At 49.1% G+C, this 21461-nt stretch carries 14 protein-coding genes; 7 read left to right on the forward strand and 7 right to left on the reverse strand.

The window, feature by feature from the left end; genetic code table 11:
* Positions 1 to 72: 72 nt before the first annotated feature.
* Positions 73 to 2196, reverse strand: a complete 2124-nt coding sequence (recQ, locus tag CWM47_RS24825) for a DNA helicase RecQ (protein WP_100990937.1) — start codon at positions 2194 to 2196, stop codon at positions 73 to 75.
* Positions 2197 to 2407: 211 nt separating this feature from the next.
* On the opposite strand from recQ, the gene CWM47_RS24830 reads away from it, so the two are divergent.
* Positions 2408 to 3031 (forward strand): hypothetical protein, encoded by a 624-nt coding sequence (locus tag CWM47_RS24830; RefSeq protein ID WP_100990939.1) that lies wholly within the window; start codon positions 2408 to 2410, stop codon positions 3029 to 3031.
* A gap of 77 nt (positions 3032 to 3108) precedes the next feature.
* Here CWM47_RS24830 and CWM47_RS24835 read toward each other — a convergent pair whose 3' ends face one another.
* Entirely contained in the window at positions 3109 to 3561 is a 453-nt protein-coding gene (locus tag CWM47_RS24835) for a hypothetical protein (protein ID WP_240625457.1), read from the reverse strand.
* 191 nt (positions 3562 to 3752) lie between these two features.
* Between CWM47_RS24835 and CWM47_RS24840 the strand changes: the two genes are divergently transcribed.
* From CWM47_RS24840 to CWM47_RS24855, 4 genes are all read left to right on the forward strand, one after another.
* Positions 3753 to 6137: a penicillin acylase family protein gene (locus CWM47_RS24840; protein ID WP_100994041.1), complete on the forward strand. Its 2385-nt coding sequence runs from the start codon at positions 3753 to 3755 to the stop codon at positions 6135 to 6137.
* A 118-nt stretch (positions 6138 to 6255) separates the two neighbouring features.
* Entirely contained in the window at positions 6256 to 8040 is a 1785-nt protein-coding gene (gene argS / locus CWM47_RS24845) for an arginine--tRNA ligase (RefSeq protein WP_100990943.1), read from the forward strand.
* Positions 8041 to 8106: 66 nt separating this feature from the next.
* A complete protein-coding gene (locus tag CWM47_RS24850) occupies positions 8107 to 8727 on the forward strand; it encodes a glutathione peroxidase (protein ID WP_100990945.1) in 621 nt (206 codons plus the stop codon).
* A gap of 88 nt (positions 8728 to 8815) precedes the next feature.
* Positions 8816 to 9709, forward strand: coding sequence for a 1,4-dihydroxy-2-naphthoate polyprenyltransferase (locus CWM47_RS24855; protein ID WP_100990947.1), 894 nt, complete (start codon positions 8816 to 8818; stop codon positions 9707 to 9709).
* A 33-nt stretch (positions 9710 to 9742) separates the two neighbouring features.
* On the opposite strand, the gene CWM47_RS24860 is transcribed toward CWM47_RS24855, so the two are convergent.
* The 5 genes from CWM47_RS24860 to CWM47_RS24880 form a co-directional block, all read right to left on the reverse strand.
* Entirely contained in the window at positions 9743 to 12067 is a 2325-nt protein-coding gene (locus tag CWM47_RS24860; protein ID WP_100990949.1) for a metallophosphoesterase, read from the reverse strand.
* 89 nt (positions 12068 to 12156) lie between these two features.
* Positions 12157 to 12558 carry a hypothetical protein gene (locus tag CWM47_RS24865; RefSeq protein WP_240625459.1) on the reverse strand — a complete coding sequence of 134 codons (402 nt, stop codon included), beginning with the start codon at positions 12556 to 12558 and terminating at the stop codon, positions 12157 to 12159.
* 235 nt (positions 12559 to 12793) lie between these two features.
* On the reverse strand, positions 12794 to 16240 hold the full coding sequence (ileS, locus tag CWM47_RS24870) for an isoleucine--tRNA ligase (RefSeq protein WP_100990953.1): 3447 nt from the start codon (positions 16238 to 16240) through the stop codon (positions 12794 to 12796).
* 188 nt (positions 16241 to 16428) lie between these two features.
* Positions 16429 to 16902 carry an RpnC/YadD family protein gene (locus tag CWM47_RS24875; protein WP_170069447.1) on the reverse strand — a complete coding sequence of 158 codons (474 nt, stop codon included), beginning with the start codon at positions 16900 to 16902 and terminating at the stop codon, positions 16429 to 16431.
* A 13-nt stretch (positions 16903 to 16915) separates the two neighbouring features.
* Complete coding sequence (locus tag CWM47_RS24880; protein WP_100990957.1) at positions 16916 to 18262, reverse strand: OmpA family protein; 1347 nt, start codon at positions 18260 to 18262, stop codon at positions 16916 to 16918.
* 246 nt (positions 18263 to 18508) lie between these two features.
* Here CWM47_RS24880 and CWM47_RS24885 point away from each other — a divergent pair, with 246 nt between their 5' ends.
* Positions 18509 to 19924 carry a Gfo/Idh/MocA family protein gene (locus CWM47_RS24885; protein ID WP_100990960.1) on the forward strand — a complete coding sequence of 472 codons (1416 nt, stop codon included), beginning with the start codon at positions 18509 to 18511 and terminating at the stop codon, positions 19922 to 19924.
* Positions 19925 to 20007: 83 nt separating this feature from the next.
* Positions 20008 to 21393, forward strand: coding sequence for a putative oxidoreductase C-terminal domain-containing protein (locus CWM47_RS24890; RefSeq protein ID WP_100990962.1), 1386 nt, complete (start codon positions 20008 to 20010; stop codon positions 21391 to 21393).
* The last annotated feature ends 68 nt before the right edge of the window (positions 21394 to 21461 follow it).

The raw sequence follows: 21461 nt of genomic DNA on the forward strand, positions 1-21461 counted from the left end.
TGATTTTCGGTTACATACAAAATTCTTTCCTAAGAATTATCCAACGGTTAGTCTGAAAACAGGATTTTATTTTCATAAGAGTCCGGCAACGAGGGTTAATTTGCCGTAATCGTATCGCCCCTCCAAATGGTCGAAAACAGCCTTTAACCGGCCTTCTTCAATGCCTACAGCGGCAATTGCTTTTTCGATTTCATGCCGGTCGATTGGGTCAATTAAAGATACCAGATCAATATCGTAACCCGCCTTTGCTAACTGAACCAGATGGCTGGCAACCGAGCCGGTTGTCAATTGTCGCTGGGCAGCAATCTCTTCTATTGTCAGGCCAGAATTATACAAATCGAAGGTTATCAGCTGCGTGGAACCTTTGGGTTTTTCGCCCGCCTGAACCCGTCCCCGTACATGACCAACTATCTCTTCCAGGAAGCGCTTGCCAAACAGTTGCAGCTTCCGTTCGCCAACACCACTAACATTGCGCAGGGCGTCGGGCGTGGTAGGCCGCTGACGGGCCATGTCTTCGAGCGTCGTATCCGTAAAAATAACGTAAGCGGGCACGTTTTGTTCATCTGCCAGTTCTTTACGCAGCACACGTAACCGCTCGAACAGATCGTCGCGTTGGGTTTCGGGTTTGGTGCGTGTTTTTTCGGCCACCGGTTTCGGCGCATCGTCGGGACGAACGAGGTCAATTTTTCGGCCACCATACAGTATTTGGTCGGCTAGCATACCCCGACGCAGGGCGTAATGTTGATCGTAGGCGATTTCAATGACGCCAACGTTAATAAGCTGGTGAATGTAGTTGCGCCAGTCTTCAAACCGGAGGTCCCGACCTGCACCATAGGTTTTTACCTGATCATACCCGCCTTGCAGGACTTGTTGACTCCGCGAACCTCGTAAAATGTCGATAAGCAGGTTGATCGGTACCCGCTCGCCGGTGCGGATAATGGCCGACAGCGCTTTTTGAGCAAGAATTGTACCGTCAAACGTAACGCGAGGGTCGCGGCAAACATCGCAGTTACCGCAGGGTTCCGGTAACTCTTCCGAAAAATAAGAGAGCAAAATCTGTCGGCGGCATGTATGCGCATCGGCATACTGCTGCATTCGTTCGAGTTTGGCTAACTGTAAACCCAGATTTGCCGGGCTATTCTCGGCCAGCATCTCTTTATAGGTAGCCACATCGGCAAAGCTGTAAAACAGCACGGTTTGAGCCGCTGCCCCATCACGCCCGGCCCGCCCAATTTCCTGATAAAAGCTCTCGATATTCTTGGGCATATTGTAATGAATGACCCAACGAACATTCGACTTGTCGATGCCCATGCCAAAAGCAATCGTGGCGCACATAATCCGAACATCGTCGCGCAGGAAGGCTTCCTGTGTTTTGGAGCGGTCGGCGGGGTCCATTTTGGCATGGTAAAAAGCCGCATTGAACCCTTTCTCCTGCAACTTGGCCGCGAGCGATTCGGTTGATTTTCGGCTCAGGCAGTAAATAATGCCCGAGGTGTCGGGCTTCTGTTGCAGCAACCGGATAATTTGCTGAATACGGTTCTGGCCAGGCAACACCTGTAGGCTAAGATTTTTCCGGTTAAACGAATCAACGAATATCGCCGGATCACGCATACCAAGCCGGGTAGCAATATCGTGCCGGGTAAGTTTGTCGGCGGTAGCGGTAAGGGCAATGGTTGGCACAGTCGGAAACTGCTCTTTCAGAACATGCAACTGGGTATATTCTGGCCGGAAGTCGTGTCCCCACGACGAAATGCAGTGCGCTTCATCAATGGCAAACAGCGACAGGTTAGTCAGGCTCAGGAATTGAAAAAATGATTCGGATAACAGTTTTTCGGGCGAAACGTATAAAAGCTTGAGTTTGCCGCTGATACAGTCGTTTTCAATGGCCCGTTGTTCGCGGCTGGTTTGGGTGCTGTTGTAAAATGCGGCTTCAATACCGTTCATATGCAACGCCCCAACCTGATCTTTCATGAGGGCAATCAGGGGCGAAACTACGACTGTCAAACCCGGAAGCATAAGGGCCGGAATTTGAAAACAAACCGACTTGCCGCCGCCCGTAGGCATGAGCACTACGGTATCCCGCCCACTCATAATCGACTGGATGATGGCTTCCTGCATGGGCCGGAAGCGGTCATAGCCGTAGTAACGTTTAAGATAATCGGTCGGTTGCTGAAGTTGGGGTGTCGAAGCGGTCATTGATTTGATGCAGTACAGGAAATTAGTAGACTTAATAAGGATAAACGTTTATGCTGTAAGTCTATTGGTCCTGAATAACAGTTAACTAACTTTATATCAAATTTAAGGAAAATTTAAGTCGTTTTCACGGACAGATTCGTGATTTTATCCTCATCTTTCCGTCTCAAATGCGAAAATCAGTAGTTCATTTATAAACCCCAATCTAATCATCATGAAAAAGAAACTATTAGTGCTTTGTCTTTCTTTAAGTATGCTTGTTGCCTATAATGGCGTGTCTCAGGATACAAAAGGATCGAAAGAAAAAGCCAAAAAAGAAATGAACGAGGCCGATGCATCGGCTAAAGCAGCCGCCAAAGCCGAAAAGAAAGCCGCCAAGGATGCCGCCAAAGAAGGGAAGAAGGAGGTTAAGGCTGCTGGTGATGATGTTGCAAAAGCGCAGGCTAAAGCCGAAAAGAAAGCGGCAAAAGATGCGAAAGCTGAAGCTGGTACAACGACTGATGCCGCTAAAATGGCTACGAACGACCGTATGGCTGCTGCCAGGGCCGCAAAAGCGGCTAAGAAAGCCGCTGCCGATGGAGCGACTGCGGCTCCGGCACCCGCTGCAAAGGCGGATAATTCGGGCCTGAAAGATGACAAAATGGCCAAGTCGACCAAAGGGTCAATGGGCAAGATGAAGGAAGCCAAGGAGGAGAAAGCAACTCCTGCCGATTATAAAGCCCCGGTCGATCCGTCGCAAAAAGGTCCGAACGGCGAGAAAGTAATGACCGGCCCGCGTGGTGGTAAATACTACATCAATAAAAACGGCAACAAGACGTATTTGAGTAGTGTGAAGTAATTAATATCACGTTCAACGCAACACGGGGTGGAGTCAGCTTTATGAAGCTGATTCCACCCCGTGTTGCGTTGGGGAAATCAGTAAGTTGATTGATATGATTTTTCGAGTGGCATGCTTCCATCAATTACTCTGTCTTTGATGAGTTGCTGGACAATCTGGCGCGGTGGAATCTCATTATCCCCTGCTGTGGTAACAATGGCTCTCCAGAAGGGTTTGCCAGTAGACAGGTTTATCATTTCCATAAAGAGTTCGTTGTTGGATGTTATATATCGGCCATAGCCAGTTGTGTAATTACGATTGAAATCTATCGTTAATACAACCTCGCTCTGACACGTCTGCCGTTTTTTTTCGATAGCTTCCTCTAAACTATCGAATGAAATGGGGCTATTCGATACCGCGCATACCTGATAACCTGTTGGAAACGCTGTCTGGAACGAGGGCAGATACGTTTCTTTTACTGCCGGCAACTTTGATACAACCAAAATGCGACGAAATTCCGGCTTGGCATCGGTCTTTACGTTAGTTTGCATTGAGGCCGTTATACAACCCGTCAGGGCTGCTATTAAGCAAATAACGCTGCCCAAATAAGCCACCTTATTCATTTTCGTTTAGCTTGGTATTGATTAAAATAACAACATCCTTTCGTTTCTATTGGTAAACTAAAGGCAAAAACTCACATGAACAGCAAAAAGTTAGTATGTTCAGGTTCAAATCTGATCACATGCGTCAACTACTTCATCTACTTTCTGTTCTCTTTCCCGTTTTCTGTTACGCGCAATCAAGTCAAACGATACAAACGGTTGGTTTACAGCAACCTGTCGAAATCATTCGGGATCGTTGGGGCGTCAATCATATTTACGCCAAAAACGAACATGATCTGTTCTTCGCCCAAGGGTATTCGGCTGCGCAGGATCGACTGTTTCAACTCGAAATCTGGCGTCGGCAGGCAACCGGGACCGTAGCTGAATTGCTTGGCCCGCAGGAGGTGAAGCGTGATATTGGTACCCGATTGTTTCGCTTCAAACCGAACGCGACCCCGGCAGAAATCAACAAAGAACTGCTCCATTATCACCCGCACGGACCGCAGATTGTTGGCGCATTTGTCGCCGGAATCAACGCTTACATTACCAGCATCCTGAAAACGCCCGAAAAATTACCGTTCGAGTTTCGGGTGCTCGATACGAAACCGGGCTTGTGGACACCCGAAGTTGTGATCAGTCGCCATCAGGGCCTGATGTACAACGTCCGCGAAGAGTTGAATTATGGACGGTTGGTAAAACTGATTGGTGCTGACAAACTCCGTGAACTGCAATGGTTTCACCCCAAAACGAAAGCAACCGAACCCGACCTGACCCTTCACGTGAACGGCGACGAGCTTTTTCAGCCCATTCTGGAATTATATGAAGCATTTCGTTTACCACTAAAATTTGGGGGGCAGGCTGTTAAAGCCGATGAAGACGAAGCGAGCGTAAACCGGAGCTTCGACGCCGACAAGCAATACATTGGCTCCAATAACTGGGTAATTTCGGGGGCTAAATCAGCCAGTGGTTACCCCATGCTTGCCAATGACCCTCACCGGTCGCAGTCAACACCTTCATTACGTTACTGGGTACACCTGAATGCGCCTAATTGGAACGTAGTTGGGGCAGGAGAGCCAACACTACCGGGGGTTTCCATTGGCCACAACGACTATGGTGCCTGGGGACTCACCATTTTTGAAACGGATAACGAAGATTTATACGTTTACGAAACCAATCCGGCCAATCCAAATCAGTATCGGTACAAAGGCAACGGAGCGGCCTATCATTGGGAAACCATGAAAATCCGAACCGAAACCATTCCGGTAAAAGGCTGGAAACCAGTAACCGCCACGCTTAAATATACCCGTCATGGACCCGTAGTCTTCGAAGATGCACAACATCATAAAGCTTACGCCATTCGGACGGGTGGGCTGGAAATAGGGTCCGCGCCCTATTTGGCCAGTCTGCGAATGAATCAGGCACGAAACTGGGCCGAGTTTCGGCAGGCATGTTTATACAGCCGGGTGCCCGGCGAGAATATGATCTGGTCAGATCGGACGGGTACAATTGGCTGGCAGGCCGTGGGCTTGTCGCCCATCCGAAAAAACTTTACGGGTCTGGTGCCGGTACCCGGCGATGGGCGGTTTGAGTGGAGTGGGTTTCTGCCCATCGACAAGTTGCCGAGCAAACTCAATCCACCCGAAGGCTATGTGGCAACGGCCAATAACAACCTGACAGCAATAAGTTACCCCTATCGCAATGCCGTTGGCTGGACGTGGGCCAGCCCGTCACGGGCGCATCGCATTGAAGAAGTTCTGAATGACGGGACACGGAAGACATTGGTTGATTTCATGGCCTTGCAGTCCGATTATCTGTCTATTCCCGCCCGGACGCTGGTGCCCTTACTGCAAAATCTGGCTTCGCCCAAAGATCGAACTGAGCAGGCGTTGAGTTACCTCCGTAGGTGGGATTACAAACTGATAAACACATCGGTGGCGGCTTCAATTTATGTAGCCTGGGAGGGACAGTTAAAGCAGGCGGTTTATCAGGAAATGGTGCCCAAAACGGCCCAGCCTTATTTTAAAAGCCTACCAACAAAACGCGTTTATGATGCCTTATTGATTCCAACGCCTGCCCGCGATAGTTTACTATTGGTCTGCCTGGATCAGGCCGTGGCAGAACTTACCACCCGCCTTGGCTCCGATATGGATGAATGGCTTTATGGACAGCGTAAAAACAAACATATTACCCTGACACATCCGCTGAGTAATCTGGTCGACAAGGCTATGCGCAAAAAAATAAACCTCGGACCGGTGGCGCGGGGTGGCTATGCCGAAACCGTCAACGCAACGACCAATGACCTGAATCAAACGGCTGGCGCATCGTTCCGCATTTTGGTCGATACCGAAGACTGGGACAAGACGCTGGGTATCAATACGCCCGGCCAGTCGGGTGATCCGGAAAGTTCGCATTACGGCGATTTGTTTCCCATCTGGGCTGAGAATAGTTATTTCCCCGTCTTCTTCACAAAAGACAAAATCAAGACTGTTGCTGAAGGGACGACCGTGTTGACGCCGTTGAAGTAGCGTGGACGTCCCGTCCGCGTAGCCGAAGGCTAAAAAATTGCCGTTTCAACTTAGCCTTCGGCTACGCGGACGGGACGTCCACGCTACTTAAGCGCTACATTTCGTACTTTTGCGGGTAATGGATACTCAGTCAATCGTACAAGCCGATATTATACGCGCAATTGCCGAACTCTATCCGGGCAATTCCGGTGAGGTGCAACTTTCGCCAACCAAAAAAGAATTTGAAGGGCAATATACCTTCGTCACCTTTCCATACACAAAAGTTCTTCGTCAGGCACCCGCCCAGATTGGTCAGGCCATTGGCAACTGGCTGCTCGAAAACAGCACTGTCGTCAGCCGATTTAATGTTGTGCAGGGTTTCTTGAACATCAGTATTGCCGATGCTGCCTGGGTTGAGGTATTAAACACAATTGCAACGGATACCGCCTTTGGCACCTTACCCGCAAACGGTAAATCGGTGATGGTTGAGTTCTCATCGCCCAATACCAACAAACCGCTCCACCTCGGGCATTTGCGCAACAATTTTCTGGGCGATTCAGTCAGCCGGATTCTGGCGGCTAATGGCTACGATGTGGTAAAAACCTGTATCGTCAATGATCGGGGAGTTCATATCTGTAAGTCGATGCTGGCTTACCGTATGTTCGGCGACGGTGAAACGCCGGAGTCGTCGGGTATGAAAGGTGACCACCTGATCGGTAAATATTATGTGCTGTTCGACAAAGCCTATAAAGCGCAGGTTGCTGGGATGGTGGAGCAGGGAGTCGTCAAAGAAGAAGCCGAAAAGACGGCCCCACTAATGCTGGAAGTTCAGCAGATGCTGCGGCTGTGGGAACAGGGCGACCCCGAAACAATTGCCCTCTGGAAGCAGCTGAACAACTGGGTTTATGCCGGTTTCGACGCTACGTATAAAAGTATTGGGGTTAGTTTCGATAAGACGTATTATGAATCGAATACCTATTTGTTAGGGAAGGAGATTATTGAAGAAGGGCTCGAAAAAGGCGTTTTCTTCCGTAAAGATGATGGGTCTGTCTGGATTGATTTGACCGAAGATGGCCTGGATCAGAAGCTGGTGCTTCGTTCCGATGGCACGTCGGTGTACATGACCCAGGATCTCGGTACCACCGATTTGAAGTTTCAGGATTTCCATAGCGACCGCCAGATATGGGTAGTTGGCAACGAGCAGGATTACCATTTTAATGCCCTGTTCGCCATTCTACGCCGGTTGGGTAAGGAGTACGCCAACGAGTTGTATCACCTGTCGTATGGCATGGTCGATCTGCCAACGGGTAAAATGAAGTCGCGGGAAGGCACGGTTGTCGATGCCGACGATCTGATTCAGGAAACGACGGATGCCGCGTCTACAGCCGCCGATGAAGCTGCTAAGGGCAAGCTCGATGATTTTAGTGATGTCGAGAAAAAAGCACTCTTCCAGATGCTTGGCCTGGGAGCGTTGAAATATTACCTGATGAAAGTTGATCCGCAGAAACGAATGCAGTTCAACCCCGCCGAATCGGTGGATTTGCATGGGAATACGGGGCCGTATATTCAATACGTACATGCTCGGATTCAATCTATTTTACGGAAAGCCGCCGAACTGAACTTCGTAGCCGAAGGTGCTGTCACGACTACGCAACTGGACGAAGTTGAGCAACAGTTAGTATTCTTGTTGAGTCAATATACACAGCGTGTGAGTGAAGCTGGTACGGCCTTTGCACCATCTTATATTGCGCAGTATGCCTATGAACTGGCAAAGACGTTTAACCAATTTTACGACAAGCTTTCTATACTCAAAGAGACCGATAGTGTTAAACTCCATGCGCGGCTTATTTTATCGAAAGCGGTTGGTGAAACTATTCGCAAGGCAATGGGTTTATTGGGCATAGACGTGCCTGAAAAAATGTAGGTAGTTGCTTCTAATTCAGTGTCTTTATAGTATCTTTCTAAATTCTACCAAAACGTTAGACTAACCATGAAAAAGAATCTAGTTTTTACCTTAATCGGTGTCGTGGCGATCGCGACCCTAACCAGTTTTATGTCCTTCTCAACACTCGTTAAAGGTATTTTTAGCAACAAAAAAGAAGCGATTGCCGCCCCTGCCAATGCAACGGCTCCGTCAAAAAGCTTGTATGACTTTACCGTAAATTCACTGGATGGCAAACCGGTAGCCCTGAAAGCGTACAAAGGCAAAAAAGTTGTTATCCTGAACGTTGCTTCGAAGTGCGGATTCACGCCACAGTATGCCGACTGGGAGAAATTTTACAAAGAGCATGGCGACAAAGTCGTTGTACTTGGTTTTCCGGCCAACAACTTTGGTAGCCAGGAGCCCGGCAGCAGCGAAGAAATTGCTACCTTCTGCCAGAAGAACTACGGCGTTACGTTCCCAATGTTCGAGAAAGTATCTGTATTGGGCGACGATCAGGCTCCCCTCTACAAATGGCTAACCGACAAGTCGATGAATGGCTGGAATGAAAAAGTGCCAACCTGGAACTTCTGCAAATACGTCATTAACGAAAAAGGCGAACTAACGAACTTCTTTGCGTCGAAAGTGAAGCCAACAGACGAAGAATTTAAGAAAGCTGTAGGTATTTAATAGTGAAAGAGCGAAAGAATGAAAGAGCGAAAAACCGTCCGTGGCTTTTCGCTCTTTCATTCTTTCGCTCTTTCACTCTTTTAAAATGATGAAAAGTTGGATTGCGGCAGCACGGCCGCGCACGTTACCGCTATCATTAGCGAGTATTATTTTAGGGAGCTTTCTGGCCGTTGCCAACCAGCATTTTAACTGGCAAATTGCGGCTTTGGCTGTTTTGACGACTATTTTCCTGCAAATCCTGTCCAACTTTGCCAACGATTACGGCGATGCCATTTCGGGGAAAGATACCGAACTTCGGGTAGGGCCGCGCCGGGCAGTAGCTACCGGTGATATCACCAAAGAAGCCATGCTAAAGGGTATTATCCTGATGGCGGTGCTTTCGTTGATTTGCGGGGTTGGCCTTCTGATGGTCGCGTTTTATACTGTAGAGCCGAAAATCTTCTGGTTTTTCTTCATGCTTGGGCTCCTCAGCATTGCGGCTGCCATTGGCTATACAAATGGAAAGCGGCCTTACGGGTATGCAGGTTTCGGCGATATTGCCGTGCTTATTTTCTTTGGCTGGGTAGGGGTGCTGGGTACGTATTTTTTATATACGCTATCGTTCAGCCCGCTGTTATTACTGCCCGCCACGAGCGTTGGTCTGTTTGCAACGGGCGTATTGAATATCAATAACATCCGCGACATTGAGACCGATACCATGACCGGCAAACGATCTATTCCGGCTCGGCTTGGCCTACCACTTGCCATTCGTTACCATTGGGGATTACTCATTGCGGGCATGGCCTGTGCCATTGCTTACTCCTTCCTAACCGACTCTTCCGTAACGGGCTACCTATACGTACTTACCTTTCCGTTATTTATCCTGAACGGTCGTGCAGTTGCCAACCACAAGCGCCCTGTTGAGTTGAACGCCCGCCTTGGGCAACTCGCACTCACAACACTTTTGTTCGTGATTCTTTTTGGAGTAGGGCAGATTTTGTAAATGGTATAGGTTTCAAAAACCTACACCATTTGACTACTGCCGCACTATCTTTCGCGTTAGTTTATTCTGATCAGCCTGAATGGTCAACAGGTATGTTCCTGTAGCATGTGGCATTTCTATCGTTTCGGAGAGGGTGTTGACCTGGCCAAACTGTTTTTGGTATACTGAACGTCCCTGTAAATCCTGCAAGCGCAAACTAACCTCTTTTTTCTGGGTAGTGGTCAGTTCAATATACACCGTTTCGTGAGTTGGGTTCGGGTAAATTCTCAGTTGCCCACCAGCAAATTCTTCTTCAGCTGTGGGCAGGAGAACAGTTATCGATGCCTGCCCCGATACACTACCTGGCCCACAGCTATTCTCGACGCTTGATAAGGAGTAAACCGTAGATACGGCTGGTTGAAGCGTTAGTACCCCTGGGTTGTCATTACCCGAAAAAGCCGTACCATCAGACAACGTTCCCCGCCAGGGACCACTGCCAGTGAAGCTTACGGAGAGCGAAACCGGTTGCCCCTGCAATACCGTTGTCGAGCCTGTTAACGTTGCTGTGGGCAAGGGATTAATGGTAAAACTATCACTAGCAACAAGCTGAGCATACGAGATGCCGCGTGGCCGCACCTGTAAGCGATACCCGGAGCCGGGCGATAATGAGGCTGGAATGGTCGTTTTTAGTGAATTTAATGAGCCGGAGCCAACAAGCTGTTCAATGGCGAAACTGCCGGTAGCGTCGGACAGTAGCACATCATATTGCCAGTTGCCAGCTTTGGTCGTATTCTCGGCAGTTGCTGCTACCGCAACCGATGCTCCCGGGCAAACGGCTGTCAAACTGGTTAGTGAGGTAGTCAGTTTTGGGCGTTCCTGTACCGAAACGGTAAACTGGTCGGTCAGGCACTGGCGGGCATCTGTTACCGTTACTGGAATTGTTCCAGACTGATTGGCGGCATAGCGTATCGTTCGGCTCGTTTGGCCACCCGCCCATTGGTAATCGCCTACCCACGAAGCCGCGATTTGAAGCGTATCGGCATACTCAGCCGTGAGCGAAGTCGTTTTGTTCACGTTCTTCATGATGGTGAATTTGTCCAGCACAGAGCCATCGGACATGACCAATTGGGCATCCAGGCGGTTGTCGTTCACATCCAGCAACATCGAACCGCCCAGCGTTGTGTTATTATACACCGTAGCCGGGTGCGGAAATCCGTCGGATTGCCCACCTAACTGCCCACCTGAGCCATTTACAACATAGACCGTACCCTGGCCTTTCGTCAGGATTGGGCATGAGTTTGGTGACCCATCATAGCGGGCTGTTGTATTTTCGGCTACATTGGTGGCCCTGTCAAACGTATTGGCTAAACCCCGAAGTCCTTTAATTCGGTATGTTCGTTCGTAGCCGTGACTATGCCCGCTCATAACTAAATCGACGCCGTATCGCTCCAGAATAGGGGTTAGATTTTCCCGTATAAGCTTCATCGACAGCTCCGTATCTGAGTTATGACCGCCTTTGCTGTAGGGTGGGTGGTGGAAAATGACGAGCGTCCAGGGTAATTTATTAGCGGCCAGATCGCTCTTTAGCCATTGCACCTGCGTAGAGGTTGTGTCATACAGTCGATACTGTCCATCGGGTCTTCCTTGTGAGTCGAGCGATATTAGATGAACATTGCCGTAATTGGCTGAATAATAGGACTTTGAATTTGATGGAACACCTCCTGATTGACCTTGTTCAGGAAACGAAAACAGCTTATAATAGGCAATGTTGACATTGGTTTCGCTATCGGCATAGTCATGGTTGCCGGGTGTAATGAAAACGGGTGTGTTGCGCAGGGTCTTTGCATAAACCGGGAATACGTATTGTTGATATTCCTCTTCCAGACCAAACGAATAGGCATTATCGCCGAGCCATAGCCAGAGATCGGCGGGGCGGTTTGCGGTGGCTTTAAGATAGGCCTGATAAACGTTTCGCTGGTTATCTAAACCGCAACCAAAATCACCCAGCACCCAGAAGCGCAAATGCCGTTTATCGCCGGCAGATATGGCTGTTTTGAGGTAATAATCAGGCCCGCTTATCAACTGGGTTTCGTCGTAGCCGATGGCGTATGCGTACTGGGTTGCAGGTTGCAGCCCGGTTAGGGTCAGACTGTGTTCGAGTGTTGGCTGCGATTCGCGGAGATTGTCTGTTAGCTGACTTGCCGATGGGCCAAACCAGACTCTGCCGGTGGTTAGTACATCTGTGCGCCAGCGTATGATAATAGACGTTGGTGTAACGACCTGTAAATAAGGGCCCCGTACAAGTTTAGGCGATTGTGCTTTGGTTGACCGTCCAACAAGAAAAAGAAAAATTATGGGTAGGTAAAGGAAAAACTTCATCCGGTGACTATTGAGTTCACCGTAAAATTACGTTTGTCGATAAGAACATCCTACCTCAAAATATATCTATCTAAAAGCTGGCGGATTTCCTATTTGTTATTGAGTAATGCCTGATTCATCTTAAGCAGGTATCGTACTGGCCAATCGCTTTTGTTATAAGATTCCAACTGCGTTTTTTTAAATAGAAGTTGACGTTCAATTCGCCGTCGTTCTTCCGGAGAAAGATTTTTCAGATTGTCCGGTAACTCATGCAGCACCTTTTGTAACTGAATACAAGCGGTAGCGGGTAAGGTGAAATGAATTGCCAGCCGTTCAACGTCTGAGAGTTTCCAGAGGTCTGGCTTTGTCCGGCGATTCCGAATAGCGTTACCACTTAATCCAACGGCAATGCCCAATTGCTCATCATTGAGCGAACACTCACGAAGCCGCCACATTACAGCCTGGTAATTGTTGACAAATGAGTGTAATGTAGTGCGTAAATAGTCGATCAAAATGGTATGTAGCTTAGTAGTAAAGAGCTGTACTGCACTGTTGCTGAGTAAACTTGTTCCTGCTAAATAGTTTTGATATTTTATTTACAAAATTCGTGCCGTTGTATATTAATATGTACTAATTATATATACTGAAGGGACATAATTAGTAAAACTTTTGATAAACGATTTTATAAAATAAAAGCCACCCGATAGTAGGGGTGGCTTTTATTTTATAAAATAACTTTGTTGCTACTTAAGCACGCGCTACGCTAAGGCGTAACTGAAATTCGTCCATGTCAATCTCTGCTATGGCCGCAGACCCATTGAGATCATTAACCAGGTCTAGCGAAATAGCCTGAACTTCCTGCCGAATGTACTCACTATTGCGTTCGATGGCTTTGGCTAATAAAACGTCCAGTTCGGTGTTCTGATTGACCTCCAGTACTATCCGAATTTTATCCGTTACCGAGAAATCGCGGTCTTTGCGCAGGTTTTGAATTCGGTTCACAAAATCACGGGCAATTCCTTCTCCGCGTAGTTCGTCAGTAAGGGTTACATCCAGCGCAACGGTTATGCCGCTCTCAGTCGCTACGAGCCATCCCGGAATATCTTCCGTTAAAATCTCAACATCAGTCAGTTGCAATTCGAATTGGCCCAATTGTAAACTATTTGCCTGTTCCAGCTCTTTCAACTGGTCTGGCGTCATGGATGTGATAACGGCGGCTACATCCTTCATCTGTTTGCCAAATTTCGGGCCGAGGGCTTTGAAATTTGGTTTCACTTTCTTCTTTAGTATTCCGCTGGCGTCGTCTACAAATTCAACTGCTTTCACGTTTACCTCCGACATAATGATCGGGCTTACGTGCTCAATCTGACGGCGGGTGTCGGCGTTCAATACGGGAACAAGTACACGGCTCAACGGCTGACGAACTTTCAGCTTGTGCCCTTTACGCAGCGAGTGAACGAGCGACGAAACCCGTTGGGCCAGGTCCATTGATAGCTCCAACTCTGTGTCGATCAAGCTGGTATCACCCACCGGAAAATCGGTCAGGTGAACCGATGTAGCTCCTTCATTTAGATTTCGATAGAGCCAATCCGCGTAGAACGGTGCAATAGGCGACATTAACTGCGATACCGTGTTCAGACATTCGTGCAGGGTTTCGTAGGCTGCCCGTTTGTCGGTGGTTAATGCTCCGGCCCAGAAGCGCCGGCGTGATAACCGAACATACCAGTTAGAGAGTTGGTCATTTACGAAATCCTGAACAGCCCGACCCGCTTTGGTTGGGTTATACGTGTCAAACTGATTTTCTACGTCAAGAATCAGCGATTGCAGTTTGGACAAAATCCAGCGGTCGAGTTCGGAGCGTTCAGCAACGGGAACGGTGCGCCCGGCAAACGTAAACTGATCCAGATTGGCATACAGGGCAAAAAAGTTATACGTATTCGACAACGTGCCAAACAGCTTCCGTTGCACCTCGCCAATGCCATCGGTATTGAATTTCAGGTTATCCCAGGGCTCTGCGTTGGTAATCATATACCAACGTGTGGCATCAGGACCGTATTTTTCCAGTGTCTCGAATGGGTTGACGGCGTTACCAAGCCGCTTCGACATTTTGTTGCCGTTTTTGTCCAGCACCAGCCCCGTCGAAACCACATTTTTGAACGCTACCGAATCGAACAGCATGACCGAGATAGCGTGAAGCGTAAAGAACCAACCCCGTGTTTGGTCAACACCTTCGGAGATAAAATCGGCAGGAAACGCCTTTTGGAAAACGTCCTGATTCTCGAATGGATAGTGCCACTGTGCATAGGGCATCGCCCCCGAATCGAACCAAACATCGATCAGGTCAGACTCGCGTTGCATGATCTGCCCACTTTCTGAAACGAAATAAATTTCGTCAGAATAAGGGCGATGCAAATCGTATGTGCCGTCTGCATGGGTATCCAGGAATGATTTATTTTTGTCAATGTATGTCTGGTAGTCAGATTTGCCTTCCTGAACCCATTCATTCATTTGCTCATTCGCTAATTCACTTTTCTTTACTAATTCAGCTACCGAGCCAATACAAACCTCTTCGCCAGACTCGCTGCGCCAGATCGGTAGGGGCGTTCCCCAGAAACGGCTACGGCTTAGGTTCCAGTCTACGAGGTTTTCGAGCCAGTTGCCAAAGCGTCCGGTGCCTGTACTTTCGGGTTGCCAGTTGATAGTTTTGTTCAGTTCAACGAGCCGATCTTTTTTTGCCGTGGTGCGGATAAACCAGCTATCCAGCGGGTAGTATAAAATCGGTTTGTCGGTGCGCCAGCAGTGTGGGTAGGGGTGTTCGTATTTCTCGACCCGGAAGGCTTTGTTTTCTTCCTTCAACTGAATGGCAATGAGCACGTCGGTCGGCTTGAAATCCGGGTCTTCGCGCTCTTCATCCGAGTAATATTCTTCCTTTACATACCGTCCGGCATAGTCGGTGATTTCGGCAACAAACTGGCCGTGTTTATCCACAATGGGCACATCTTTACCCGTCTCATCTTTCACCATGATGGGTGGAATTCCAGCCGCCTGCGCTACGCGGAAGTCATCGGCCCCGAAAGTTGGTGATGTATGAACGATACCTGTACCGTCTTCGGTCGTGACGAAATCGCCCAGAATAATCCGGAAAGCGGGCGTGGCCGGTTGCACATAGGGCATCAATTGTTCGTACTCGATACCTTCCAGATGGGCTCCCTTAAATTCTGAGACCAGTGCCCAGGGAATTACTTTATCATTCGGCAGGTAAGCATCGAAGGCCAGACTGTTTATAGAGTCGACCTGTGCTTTTTCGCTTAACCAGCGCCCTACCAGGTTTTTGGCCATCACCACATGCACCGGAATGTGCGTGTAGGGGTTGAACGTTTTTACCATCACATAGTCGATGTTCGCACCAACGGTGAGCGCCGAGTTGGCGGGCAGCGTCCAGGGGGTAGTTGTCCAGGCCAGGATGTAAATGTCGGCATCGGCCGAGTCAAAAAAGAGGAAACCCGCCTTGCCGCTGGGCTTCACCTTAAACTGTGCGACAATGGTTGTATCCCGAACATCTTTGTAAGTGCCGGGCATGTTTAGCTCGTGCGAGCTTAGACCCGTACCGGCTTTGGGCGAATAGGGTTGGATGGTGTAGCCCTTGTAGAGCATCTTTTTACCATCCACTTCCTGATCATATAGCTTCTTGAGCAGGTTCCAGACCGACTCGATGTACTCGTTTTTGTAGGTGATATAAGGATTGTCGAGGTCTACCCAGTAGCCCATTTTCTCGGTCAGGCTGTTCCACTGGTCGGTGAAGCGCATGACCGTTTCGCGGCACTTTTTGTTGTAGTCTTCAACGCTGATACCCCCTTCCGACTCTGGTTTGCCGATATCATCTTTGGTGATACCCAGCTCCTTTTCGACCTGTAGCTCAATGGGCAGGCCGTGCGTATCCCAGCCGCCTTTCCGTTCAACCTGAAAGCCTTTTAGTGTTTTATAGCGGCAGAAGATGTCTTTTATCGACCGGGCCATTACGTGGTGAATACCCGGCGTCCCATTCGCCGAAGGCGGGCCCTCATAGAATGTAAAGCTGGGTTTCCCTTCGCGAATGGAAACCGACTGTTCGAAAACCTGATTTTCTGTCCAATACTTTAAAACCTCGTCTGCGATCGTCGCATAGTTGAGGGACTCATATTGCTGGTACTTCACGTCTGAGAGGATAATACGCCCGAATCAGCTTTGTACCTCTACAAAGCCGCTCGCGCGGTTAAAAAATAAGTGCAAAGATAGGGAAATAGACGGCACAGGCTGTCTTGTATCATTACGCTCTATTCAGGGGCAACAAAAAAGCGAACCGCTGTGGTTCGCTTTGGCACAAGGGTGAACCAGCGCAAACCTTATGGAGCCTGAGTGCGATTAATTTCGTCTATAATAATGTCTACTTCGGCAAGGGGCAATTCTGCCGCCGAGGCAATAGCAGCGGCAGTCAGATTCAAATTCAGCATAGCCTTAATGAACTTGATCTTGTTCTGTCGACGCTCCTGCTGTATCAATTCTTCGGCGACTGTCATGGTAGAAGATTCGGTTTTTGACGAAATACGGTTAAAGATACCAAATAGTTCAATTTTGGTCAAGTCGGCGGTGTAGGACAAATAAAGAAAACCTGTATTCACGAAACGTTGCCCGGCTGGTGTTTCGACTAATCGCCGGACAACGTCGGCAAAGGCATCCAGTAGGCGTGTCAGTTCGCGCTTACGGCGGCTATTTTGTAGAAGAATGGCTGTCAGTCGGGCGTAATCTGACTGTAATATAGGCAATCGTTCGTCGGAGAGTGTCGACAGGTCAATTAACAGATAGTCGAACGCCGGCAAAGATTTGTTGCCATCAAATTGCCAGAATGACAAACTCGACCCGCCGATTTACTTTGCGTTCTTCGTCGGTGCCTTTGGTCAGGATCGGGCGCGTATCGCCATAGCCCACGGTCTGAATTCGGTCGGTTTCGATCCCCTTCTGTACAAGATAGCGTTCGCAGGCAAGTACCCGGTCGCGAGAGAGTTGCAGGTTTTTGTCGTGGTCGCCAATAATGTCGGTGTGACCTTCGAGTCGGATACTCATGTTTGGGTTGTCATGCATCATGGCGACCAGCTTATCCAGTTCTGCAAACGACGCAGAGAGCAAATCGGACTTCGACATTTCGAAATAGATATTCTTCAGCGTCACTTTATCGCCCACCGCAAGGGGTGTCAGCGCAATGTCGCGGGTGAGTTTTTGGCCACCAGAAACTTTGCTTAAATCCAGCACACCGCTAGTGGATTGATACCCTCGTGCTGATGCGATGTACGTGTATACCTGCCCTTTATTGAGGCTCATCCGGTAGGCACCCGTTGAGGCAAAGCTCTGCACCGAATCAATGGCTTGTTTGCTGGAGGATAATTGATAATCTATGGTTGCAGTAACAGGCCGTTTATTTTTGGCATCACTCACAATACCCGATACATTGACGGCAGTCAGCACAGGGGCAGGCGTCGGCTTGGGTTTAGGTGTTTCCATTTCACCACCCGATTCACCCGATGGGGCTGGCGGCAGTGGGGTCTGTTTTTTGGGTAATTTTGGAACGGGCGTTGGCGAGACAGGCGGAGTGTAAACTACCTGGTCAGCAGGGTTATTGACGTATAAGTTGTAGATATTCCAGCAAACGATCTGGTCATAGTCGTTGCATTCGAAAAGGTCGAAGTTTTCCAATCCTTTGTCCAGTCGTTCGAAATAAAGCGTGAATGTTACTTTATCACCAGGGTACGTGGTCATTCCTTCCATAATTCGCTGCCCGTTTGCATTAACCCTTGGCTTTGACAATTTCAACGGGATACCATCAGCCTTTATAAAATTGAACTTCCTGGCTCCATTGGCCGCTACCAATTGCCCAGCCGGGTCAAATTCAATGTATTCCTGACCAGTCGGTTGGCCGTTTCTGTCTCGCCCTGGCTGATTGGTATTGGTAAACGTCAGATTCAGAATTGTATAATCCCTCATCAACCGGATGCTGTTTACCGTTACACCGGGGTCGGCGGGGCGCCCGTTACCCGGTTGATTACCGGCATTAGGATACGTGCCGTCGGGAGATTGCTGCCCACCGGAGGGATATTGTTGCCCACCGCCAGAGGGATACGAACCAAACGTACAGGACGAAACTAGTCCGGCCAGAAGTATAAACAGAAGGTAGTGTTGCCGCATGAGTTACGGTAAATAAGTGATTGTTAGATAGTCGTAAAGGACGGCCTATTTAGCGAATATATGGTGCTTTAATTCACATTAACTGTGCAGCCCACTAAGAGCATAAGACGGCCGGACAAGGGAACCGTTACACCCTCATAGAACCAGCGTAGGGGAATATGCCTATGAAACAGATGAACAGGTAGTAAAAATCAATACGCTCATTCTTACTGTATAATACGACTAGACCTTGAACCCTGGCTGCTTATGTTATCCGATAAAAAATCAGTTGTCTCTCGACGGAAGTTTCTCGATTTGACAGCAAAAGGAACCCTGGCTACTACGGCAATTATCAGTGGGTTTCCAACGATCGTACCTGCTTCGGTATTTGGAAAGAATGCGCCCAGTAACCGGATCAATGTGGCGGCTATTGGTACGGGCCGTATTTCGCGCGGGCACGACATGCCGGGCGTTTGGCAGTACGATAATGCACTGATCATGGCTGTTTGTGACTTGGACAGCAATCGGGCCGAAGCTGCTAAACAGCTCGTTAACGGTGTTTATGCCAAGAAGACCGGCAAGGATTATGACGGCGTTCGGGTATATACCGACTACCGCGAATTGCTGTTGAATAAGGATATTGACGCCGTACTGGTAAGTACTCCCGACCATTGGCACGCGCCCATTGTCATTGATGCTGTGCGGGCCAAAAAAGATGTATACATGCAAAAACCGGCCTCGCTCACCATTGCCGAAGGGCGCATGATGGCCGATGCTGTGAAGAAGTCGGGGCAGATTGTGCAGGTGGGTAGCCAGCAACGCTCGTCGGAACAGTTTCGTTATGCCGCAGAACTGGTGCGCAATGGCCGAATTGGCAAACTGAAAACGGTATATGTCGGTCTCCCCGGCGACCCGTCGGGCAATGAAGAACCGCAAATGCCTGTTCCGAAAAACCTGAACTACGATATGTGGCTGGGCACTACGCCCGAAGTGTATTATACCGAAAAACGGGTGCATCCGCAGGCCGACTTTGATCGTCCGGGCTGGCTTCGCTGTGAGCAGTTTGGCGCGGGCATGATTACCGGCTGGGGCGCACACCACATTGACTCGGCGCACTGGGCTATGAATACCGAGTATACCGGCCCGGTTGAAATCTGGGGTAAAGCCGATTTTCCAAAGCACGGCCTATGGGATGTACACGGCATTTTCCGCACCGAAGCGATGTATGAAAACGGTGTACACATGATCGTGACGAACGAAATTGCGAACGGTGTGCGGTTTGAAGGGACGGAGGGCTGGATTTTCGTATCACGGGGAGATGCCGCTGTCACCGCCAGCGACCCGATTGCTAAACAGAATGCGGCTAAAAAACTCGATGCCAGCGACCCTAAAATCCTGACATCGGTAATCGGGCCAAACGAAACTCATTTGACCGTCAGCAAGGAGCATCACGGCAATTGGCTGGAAAGTATTGTGAGCCGCAAAGAGCCGATTGCGCCGACCGAAGTGGGACACCGTTCCTGTTCAGCCTGTCTGCTGCATCATGCAGCCATGAAACTGAACCGCAAACTTTATTGGGACCCGAAGAAGGAGCAATTCAAAAACGATCCCGAAGCAAACAAGCTCCTGTCGCGCCCGCAACGCGCACCATATGCGATTAAAATGATGGCCTCGGCTAAATAAAAAATACATTAAACACGGAGACACAGAGGTCACAAAGTTGTAATCTTATATTTCTAGTCTCCGTGTCTAAAAAGCCTGTTTCAATGAAGTTAGTACCTGCCGTTAGTTGCCTGTTTATGGCTACCCTGTTTGCTGCCTGCCAGTCATCCGAAAAAAGCGAAACAAGTAAGGCTGATTTTCGTCTGATTACTCTTGACCCCGGCCATTTTCATTCCGCCTTAGTGCAGAAAACCATGTATGAAGGGGTCGATTCGACGGTGCATGTATACGCGCCCGATGGCCCCGATGTACAATTGCACCTCGACAAAATTGAGGGGTATAACACCCGCGCCGATAACCCTACGCACTGGAAAGAGTCCGTCTACAAAGGCGCTGACTTTCTGGATAAAATGCTTGCTGAAAAAAGTGGAAACGTGGTTGTGATGGCGGGGAATAACCGACTGAAAACCGATTATATTCAGAAAACCATTGGGGCTGGCTTCAACGTACTGGCCGATAAACCGATGGTCATCAGTGCGTCGAATTTCGATCAGCTGAAAGAATCGTTTGCCACTGCCGAGAAAAACAAAGTGTTGCTCTACGATATCATGACAGAGCGGTACGAAATCTCAACCATGCTGCAACGGGCATTTTCGCGCCAGCCCGAAGTGTTCGGTACGCTGGAAAAAGGTACTCCCGACAAGCCCGCCGTTACCAAAGAAAGCGTTCATCACTTTTACAAGAACGTGTCGGGGAGTATCCTGACTCGTCCGGCCTGGTTTATGGATGTGGCCCAGCAGGGCGAAGGTATCGTGGACGTAACCACGCACTTGGTGGATCTGGTCCAATGGGAGTGCTTCCCCGATCAGACGATTGACTACCAGAAAGACATCAGCCTGACTTCGGCCCGACGCTGGACTACGGACATGAGCCTGAATCAGTTCAAAGCCATCACCAAGCAGAATGCCTTTCCGGATTATCTCAAAAAAGATGTCGTGAAAGACAGCATTTTGCGCGTGTACAGCAATGGCGAAATCAACTACCGGCTTCGGGGTGTTCATGCAAAAGTGTCCGTGACCTGGGCCTATAAAGCTCCCGAAGGCGCGGGCGATACGCACTACTCAATCATGCGCGGCACGAAGGCCAACCTGATCATTCGGCAGGGGGCCGAGCAGAACTACAAACCCACACTCTACATCGAGCCGATTGCCGGAAGTAAGGACACAGACATTGCGCTGAAAGCCGTGTTACCCAAAATTCAGCAGGAATTTCCCGGTGTGGATGTTAAGAAAATCACTTCGGGTTGGGAGGTTATTATCCCCGAAAAATACAAGGAAGGCCACGAAGCGCATTTTGGCCGGGTAGCGCAGAAATACATCGACTACCTGAAAGCGGGTAAAATGCCCGCCTGGGAAGTTCCCAACATGATTGCCAAATATTACACAACCACGCAGGCACTGGAATTAGCGAAAGGCGAAAGAGCGAAATAGTGAAATAGCGGGTCATCCGTTACTCTGTTGCCTATTCAGGCGACGCTCTTTCGCTCTTTCATTCTTTC

This window comes from Spirosoma pollinicola (assembly GCF_002831565.1).
In the GTDB taxonomy this organism is placed as follows: Bacteria; Bacteroidota; Bacteroidia; order Cytophagales; family Spirosomataceae; genus Spirosoma; species Spirosoma pollinicola.

Coding starts and splice junctions, on each gene's coding strand:
- CWM47_RS24830 (WP_100990939.1), top strand. CDS start 2,408: ATGAAAAAGAAACTATTAGTGCTTTGTCTTTCTTTAAGTATGCTTGTT.
- CWM47_RS24835 (WP_240625457.1), bottom strand. CDS start 3,561: ATGCAAACTAACGTAAAGACCGATGCCAAGCCGGAATTTCGTCGCATT.
- CWM47_RS24840 (WP_100994041.1), top strand. CDS start 3,753: ATGCGTCAACTACTTCATCTACTTTCTGTTCTCTTTCCCGTTTTCTGT.
- argS (WP_100990943.1), top strand. CDS start 6,256: ATGGATACTCAGTCAATCGTACAAGCCGATATTATACGCGCAATTGCC.
- CWM47_RS24850 (WP_100990945.1), top strand. CDS start 8,107: ATGAAAAAGAATCTAGTTTTTACCTTAATCGGTGTCGTGGCGATCGCG.
- CWM47_RS24860 (WP_100990949.1), bottom strand. CDS start 12,067: ATGAAGTTTTTCCTTTACCTACCCATAATTTTTCTTTTTCTTGTTGGA.
- CWM47_RS24855 (WP_100990947.1), top strand. CDS start 8,816: ATGAAAAGTTGGATTGCGGCAGCACGGCCGCGCACGTTACCGCTATCA.
- CWM47_RS24880 (WP_100990957.1), bottom strand. CDS start 18,262: ATGCGGCAACACTACCTTCTGTTTATACTTCTGGCCGGACTAGTTTCG.
- recQ (WP_100990937.1), bottom strand. CDS start 2,196: ATGACCGCTTCGACACCCCAACTTCAGCAACCGACCGATTATCTTAAA.
- CWM47_RS24890 (WP_100990962.1), top strand. CDS start 20,008: ATGAAGTTAGTACCTGCCGTTAGTTGCCTGTTTATGGCTACCCTGTTT.
- CWM47_RS24885 (WP_100990960.1), top strand. CDS start 18,509: ATGTTATCCGATAAAAAATCAGTTGTCTCTCGACGGAAGTTTCTCGAT.